This window comes from Candidatus Omnitrophota bacterium, from assembly GCA_013791745.1.
Classification (GTDB): Bacteria; CG03; CG03; order CG03; family CG03; genus CG03.
Genome location: VMTH01000121.1, coordinates 1 through 5,819 on the forward strand (window position 1 = coordinate 1; position 5,819 = coordinate 5,819).

Genomic DNA, 5,819 nt, shown 5'->3' on the forward strand with positions numbered 1-5,819 from the left:
ATTTATTGACTTTCCCGGGACGAGTTCGGCAAGCAGTATTTCCTTGATGTCGGGGCTCACCGAATTGAGAACCGATACGGAACAGCCGCTGCAACTTGCGCCCGCGTACCAGATTACATTAATTGTAGCCATTGCGATATGGTAGCAAAATAATCAAAACAAGCCAACTATCTTTCCGTCTTTGTCAATATCCACCTTCTCTCCGGCAGGATGCGTCGGCAGACCGGGCATGGTCCTTATGTCACCGCACAACGCGTATAGAAAACCCGCGCCTGCGGAAAGCCTGATGTCTTTTACAGGAAGCCGGAAGCCGCCCGGCGCGCCTTTCAGCGCGGGATCGTGGGACAGTGAAAGATGTGTCTTTGCCATGCATACGGGCAGATTCCCGTAGCCCCATGAGGTGAATTTCTTTATCTTTGCCGTGACGGACGGGTAAAATTCAACGTCTTTGGCGCCGTATATCTTTGTCGCCACCGCAGTTATTTTTTCCTCCACCGTAGCTTCAAGCGGATACAGGAATTTAAAATCACTTTTTTCTTCGCAGGCGGCGGCGACTTTCCCGGCAAGGTCACGCCCGCCTTCACCGCCCTTTTCCCAGACTTCGCTCACGGCAACATCAAAAGCCCCGAATTCCTTCGCCCGCTTTTCAACGAGAGCGATCTCGTTTTTGGTGTCATTGGAAAACACGTTCACCGCCACAACACACGGCACACCGAAAAGGTTCGCGTTCTCTATCTGCTTCTTCAGGTTGCAGAGCCCCTCGTCAAGAGATTTCAAATCCTCTTTTATCAGCCCGGCAGGCATAGGTTTGCCGGGTTTGACTTCAAACTTGCCCGAATGCATCTTCAGCGCCCTGATCGTGGCGACCATCACGACGCAGTCGGGTTTGATACCGGAATAGCGGGTCTTTATATTCATGAATTTTTCCATACCGCAGTCCGCGCCGAAGCCGCTTTCGGTTACGACATAATCAAAAAGTTTTGTGGCCATCATGTCGGCAAGGATGGAAGAATTTCCGTGCGCTATGTTTGCAAAAGGGCCGGCGTGCACAAAAGCGGGCGTGTTTTCGGTCGTCTGGAGAAGCGTGGGTTTGAGAGCGTCTTTCATAAGAACCGTCATTGCGCCCGCGACTTTTATGTCTTCAGCCGTTACGGGCTCGCCTTTGCTGTTTTCCGCGAGAACTATCCTTCCCAGTCTTTCCCTTATGTCCTTGAGCGATGTCGTGAGAGCCAGGATCGCCATCACCTCGGAAGCGACGGTTATATCAAAACCTGTCTCCCTCGGCAAACCGTCTATCTTTCCTCCGAGCCCTATTACGATCTTCCTCAAAAACCTGTCCGATATATCCATGACTCTGCGCCAAAGAATTGTCTGGGGGTCTATATCAAGGGGGTTGCCCTTGAGAATTGTATTGTCCAGGAAAGCCGAGCAGAGATTGTGAGCTATACTGACCGCATGAACGTCGCCTGTCAGGTGGAGGTTGAAGTCTTCCATCGGCAGAACCTGCGAGTACCCGCCGCCTGCCGCTCCGCCCTTTATGCCGAAAACAGGACCCAGCGAGGGCTGGCGTATGCATGTGCAGGCCTTTTTTCCTATTTTATTGAGCCCCAGCGAAAGTCCTATTGTGCTTACCGTCTTGCCTTCTCCGAGAGGAGTCGGGGTGATTGCGGTAACGTCTATGTACTTGCCCGACGGTTTATCCTTGAGTTCGTCAAGTATCTCCAGTTTTATCTTCGCCTTGTAGTCACCGTGCAGTTCAAGATACTTCCGGGAAATACCGGCTTTCTCCGCGATTTTCTCAATCGGTTCGATTTTACAGCTTGGCGCAATTTCTAAATCACTCTTCATTTGTCCCCCTGCCTTCTCGGCCGGCCACCGTAGAGGTGACCCTAAAGTTTCTCATTCACAAGACCATTCGCGGTTATGCGGTTTTCATCAATTTCTTTTTTCCACACGCTGATTTTCTTTCTTGTCTCCGTTATAAAATCCGCGTCCTTTATGCTTTTCAGGTTTATCTCAACGTTAAGAAGCGCGCTTTCAAAAGCCGCCGGGATAAGATTCACCGCTACCCCCACATCGGTTATCAGGTTCGCATTCCCCGCGCGGGCGAGTCCCGGGCATAATGCCAGCAGCCTCACGCAGATTTGGGCAATCCGCAGGGGTACGGCGCAGGCGTTTTTAAGCGCATCCTGAACGGCTTTCGCCCGCAGTTTTTTTTCATCATCTGTCTGCCTGGGCATTTTAAACGCAGAGGAAAGACTGCCGTACGCCTCGGTATCCTCCTGCGCCAGTTTCACGAGTTCCCGCCTGAGAAGAGACGTCTCGGACAAAATGCTTTTTACCTCTTCCTCGACAGATATATATTTTTCCTTGCCGACCGTAAAATTGGCCACCATCTCCATCAGCGAAGCGCCCAGAGCCGCGGCCACAGAAGCGACGCTTCCTCCGCCGGGAACAGGCCGGCCGCTCGATGCCTCTTCAAGGTATTCTGTCACCGGAAGTCCGGGAAAATATTTTTTTTCGCTCATATCAATCCACTCCTAACTATTCTCATTTCCTGTTTATTTCTTCCTGTACGCTTCGCAGTAGTTGTCGCAGTATATCTGCTTATTAAGGAGGAGTTCCGCGGTTATTGCCGAATCAACAAGGTCACGGTCACACACATCAACGATGGCGGCGTCCAATCCACGCGCAATCGCCATTACAAGATACACCTTGTTTATCAGCGGCCGGTTGTTGCATTTCTGCGAAACATTGCTCAATCCCAGCACAGCCCGGCACGGAGGATCGCAGAGCATTTTAATCTGCGATATGGTTTCAAGCACCTCAACAGCGTGTTCCTGAGCAACGTTCGCCGGAAGAATCACCGCGTCAATAAAAAGGTCGTCGGAAGGAATGCCCGCATCCGCCGCGCTTGTAATGATCTGGGCGGCAATTTCAACTCTTTGCGAGGCGTCTTTCGGAATTCCCTTTTCGTTCATTGTAAGGCCTATGACCTTTGCCCTGTATTTTTTCGCAAGCTCTAAAAGTTTCGCCAGTTTCTGCGGTTCTCCGTTGGCGGAATTAATGATCCCTTTTCCCACACCCGCAAGTTCCAGCCCTCTTTCCATTACATCGGTTTTTGTGGTGTCGATGGCAAGAGTAATATCCGTATGTTTCCTGACAGTCGTCACAAGCCATTCCATCGCTTCCATCGGCTTGTCGGAAGACGGGCCGGCGTTCACGTCGAGCGCGTCCGCGCCCTCCTTTACCTGCTCTTCAACCCAGCGTTTTATAACCGTCTCATCCTTCTCCTGAACCGCCTTTTTAATGTCATCAAACATGCCGTTAATTCTCTCGCCGATTAAATACATCTTGCCTCCTTGATCACCCTATCTTCTTCCCTTTTATTATCTTATAAGTTTCCCTGGCAATCAGAATTCCCTCGTTGCGCGGAATAACCAGTATTTTCGCTTTGCTGGATTTGCTCTCAATTCTTCCGGCGCACGCAACCGTTTTCCTGTTCTTCGCGGGATCAATTTCTATACCGAGGAATTTCGCGCCTTCAAGGATCCTTTTCCTGATCAGAGGAGAATTCACACCGATGCCGCCGGTAAATATTATCGCGTTTGCGCCCCCTAATATCCCATAGTACGAAAAGAAGTATTTCGTTGCCGCGTAGCAGAAGATGTCTATCGCAAGCTTTGAGCGCTCATCTCCTTTTTCCGCCGCAAGAATCACGTCTTTCATATTGTCGCTTACGCCGGAAAGCCCGAGAATTCCCGACTCCTTGTTCAGCATTACCTCTATTTCAGTGAAGCTCCATCCGAGCTTTGAAAGATATATTACAATTTCGGGATCGATATTACCGCAGCGGGTCGTCATCACGAGCCCTCCCAGCGGAGAAAAACCCATGGACGTATCTATGGGCGCGCCGTCTTTGATCGCCGATACCGAACACCCCTGACCCAGATGAAAGGATATTATCCTGAGCCCTTTTAACGGTTTCTTCAGTATATTCGCCGCATTCTCACACGCGTATTGATGCGAGATCCCGTGAAAACCGTACCTTCTTATCTTATGCTCCTTGGATATGTGCATCGGCAGCGCATAGTAATACGCGCTGGGAGGCATTTTCTGGTAATAAGACGTGTCAAAGACCGCTACCTGCGGCACGCCGGGAAGCAGCTTCAGCGCCGCATCAATGGCTTTGAGGTTAAAAGGATTGTGAAGGGGAGCAAGCTGAAAGTTCTGATATATTTTTTTCCTGACATCCGGAGTTATTTTAATGGATCCCTGGAAGTCTTCGCCGCCGTGCACCACGCGGTGGCCCACTGCCCCGATCTACTTCTTATCTTTTATCACCCCATCCTGCGGGCCCGTAAGAAGTTTTATAACAGCGTCGAGCGCCTTCTGATGGTCAAAGACGGGCTTTATTATCTTATCCTGGTCCTTTCCCTCTACTTTATGGATGATAACAGAAGACTCCGCTCCGATCCTCTTTATTTGCCCGCTGCAGAGGATCTTCTCGCCGGGCACTTCCAAAAGCTCATACTCCAGCGAGTAAATTCTCGAATTCAATACAAGTATTTTCATACATCACCTCCCGCGCTCAACTGATTAACGGCTTTTCTTAATTTCTCCAGGCTTTCGGGATGGTTTAAGACCAGTATGTCGCTGCCGGCTTCAAGGTAGGCGACTCCCGTAGTTACTTCCCATGCCAGACCCAGCCCGGAGCTGTCCTTGGCTTCCTTCGTTTTCCAGCATTCCTGACCGATAAAATTCAGGACAGGCGGCGACATCATGGCATCGCCCGAAAGCGCCGCAAGGCGGCATCTTTCCATAATTGAATAACAGTATTCAAGTCCGTAGCCCAGGCCGCCCGTGCTGTGGTGCATGACGATTTTATCCGTACCCAGGCCCATATCTGAAATGAGAATGTTCAGCTGTTTTGCGAGGTTTATGTCAAGGGGCGTCTCGGCAATAAGTGAATGTCCTCCGGCAAGGGCCGCGGCCGCAAGAGTCTTATAGTTTTCTTTCACCGCTATCCCGAAAAGCGCGTTTTCACCTTTGGCCGCCTCCGTCAGGGCGGGAATAATCTCCTGGTCCTTTGCGATATTGCCGCATCCGGTGATAATCAGAGGAAGCCTTGTATTCTTGAGCACTTCCTCAAGAGTTTTGACTGTGTCCTCAGCAGACGTGTTTTTCGTATCCGGGTCGGCCGACATAAAACGCACGCAGAGAAGGTCGGGAGAAAAGCTCTCCGCTTTCTTTACCCATTCCGCTGTGGACGATGCATCTTTCCAATACTCACTTAAATACGGGTTCCAGTCGGGATTCAGCCAGTCGCGCACTTCCAGCGCAAGAATTGGACGGTGACCGGTATCCCCTTCAAAGTCAAGAAAAGGCAGCGTTCCGTGTCCCCCTACCGCCACTTCTTTCTCGCCTTTGCCGATCTTCACTTCGCTTACCCGGCCGCTTGATTTTTCCTTTACAATGTCCATAAGAACACCTCACATTTTACGATTTGTTTTCCAACTTTTTCATTATACCATCTATTATTTCTTTGGTCCCCGGTTCTGTTTTTCCCAGAGGGCTCCCTGATTCAGCGCTGTTTTCTATCGCCTTATCATATGGCAGCACCCCGAGAACCTCAATACCGATATCTGACGCGTAAGAAGGGATTTTATCAGCCCGGTTGATCACAAGCCCGATATTAGCTGCCTGTATCTTGAGTTTGCCCAGCAGCGACAGGCTGCTTTTAACAGTATCCAGGCTCACCCTGTCTTTATTGGCCACAAAAATAAGCCAGTCAACTTTACCGTCGGTCTGACGCGATA

The 5,819-nt window shown here is 50.4% G+C and carries 5 protein-coding genes and 2 pseudogenes; all 7 read right to left on the reverse strand.

Annotated elements, in window-relative coordinates:
• Positions 1-117, reverse strand: a pseudogene (locus FP827_05635) (oxidoreductase).
• Positions 118-153: 36 nt separating this feature from the next.
• Positions 154-1,848 carry a formate--tetrahydrofolate ligase gene (locus tag FP827_05640; GenBank protein MBA3052553.1) on the reverse strand — a complete coding sequence of 565 codons (1,695 nt, stop codon included), beginning with the start codon at positions 1,846-1,848 and terminating at the stop codon, positions 154-156.
• A 41-nt stretch (positions 1,849-1,889) separates the two neighbouring features.
• The gene (locus FP827_05645) at positions 1,890-2,528 is read right to left on the reverse strand and encodes a cyclodeaminase/cyclohydrolase family protein (protein MBA3052554.1); all 639 of its coding nucleotides are present in this window, start codon (positions 2,526-2,528) and stop codon (positions 1,890-1,892) included.
• Between the two features lie 33 nt (positions 2,529-2,561).
• Positions 2,562-3,353: a methyltetrahydrofolate--corrinoid methyltransferase gene (locus tag FP827_05650; GenBank protein ID MBA3052555.1), complete on the reverse strand. Its 792-nt coding sequence runs from the start codon at positions 3,351-3,353 to the stop codon at positions 2,562-2,564.
• Positions 3,354-3,366: 13 nt separating this feature from the next.
• A complete protein-coding gene (locus FP827_05655; protein MBA3052556.1) occupies positions 3,367-4,323 on the reverse strand; it encodes an acetate/propionate family kinase in 957 nt (318 codons plus the stop codon).
• Positions 4,324-4,575, reverse strand: a complete 252-nt coding sequence (locus FP827_05660) for a hypothetical protein (protein MBA3052557.1) — start codon at positions 4,573-4,575, stop codon at positions 4,324-4,326.
• A pseudogene (locus FP827_05665) lies at positions 4,572-5,483 on the reverse strand (acetyl-CoA decarbonylase/synthase complex subunit delta). The gene FP827_05660 and the pseudogene FP827_05665 overlap by 4 nt, the downstream one beginning before the upstream one ends.
• Positions 5,484-5,819: the final 336 nt, after the last annotated feature.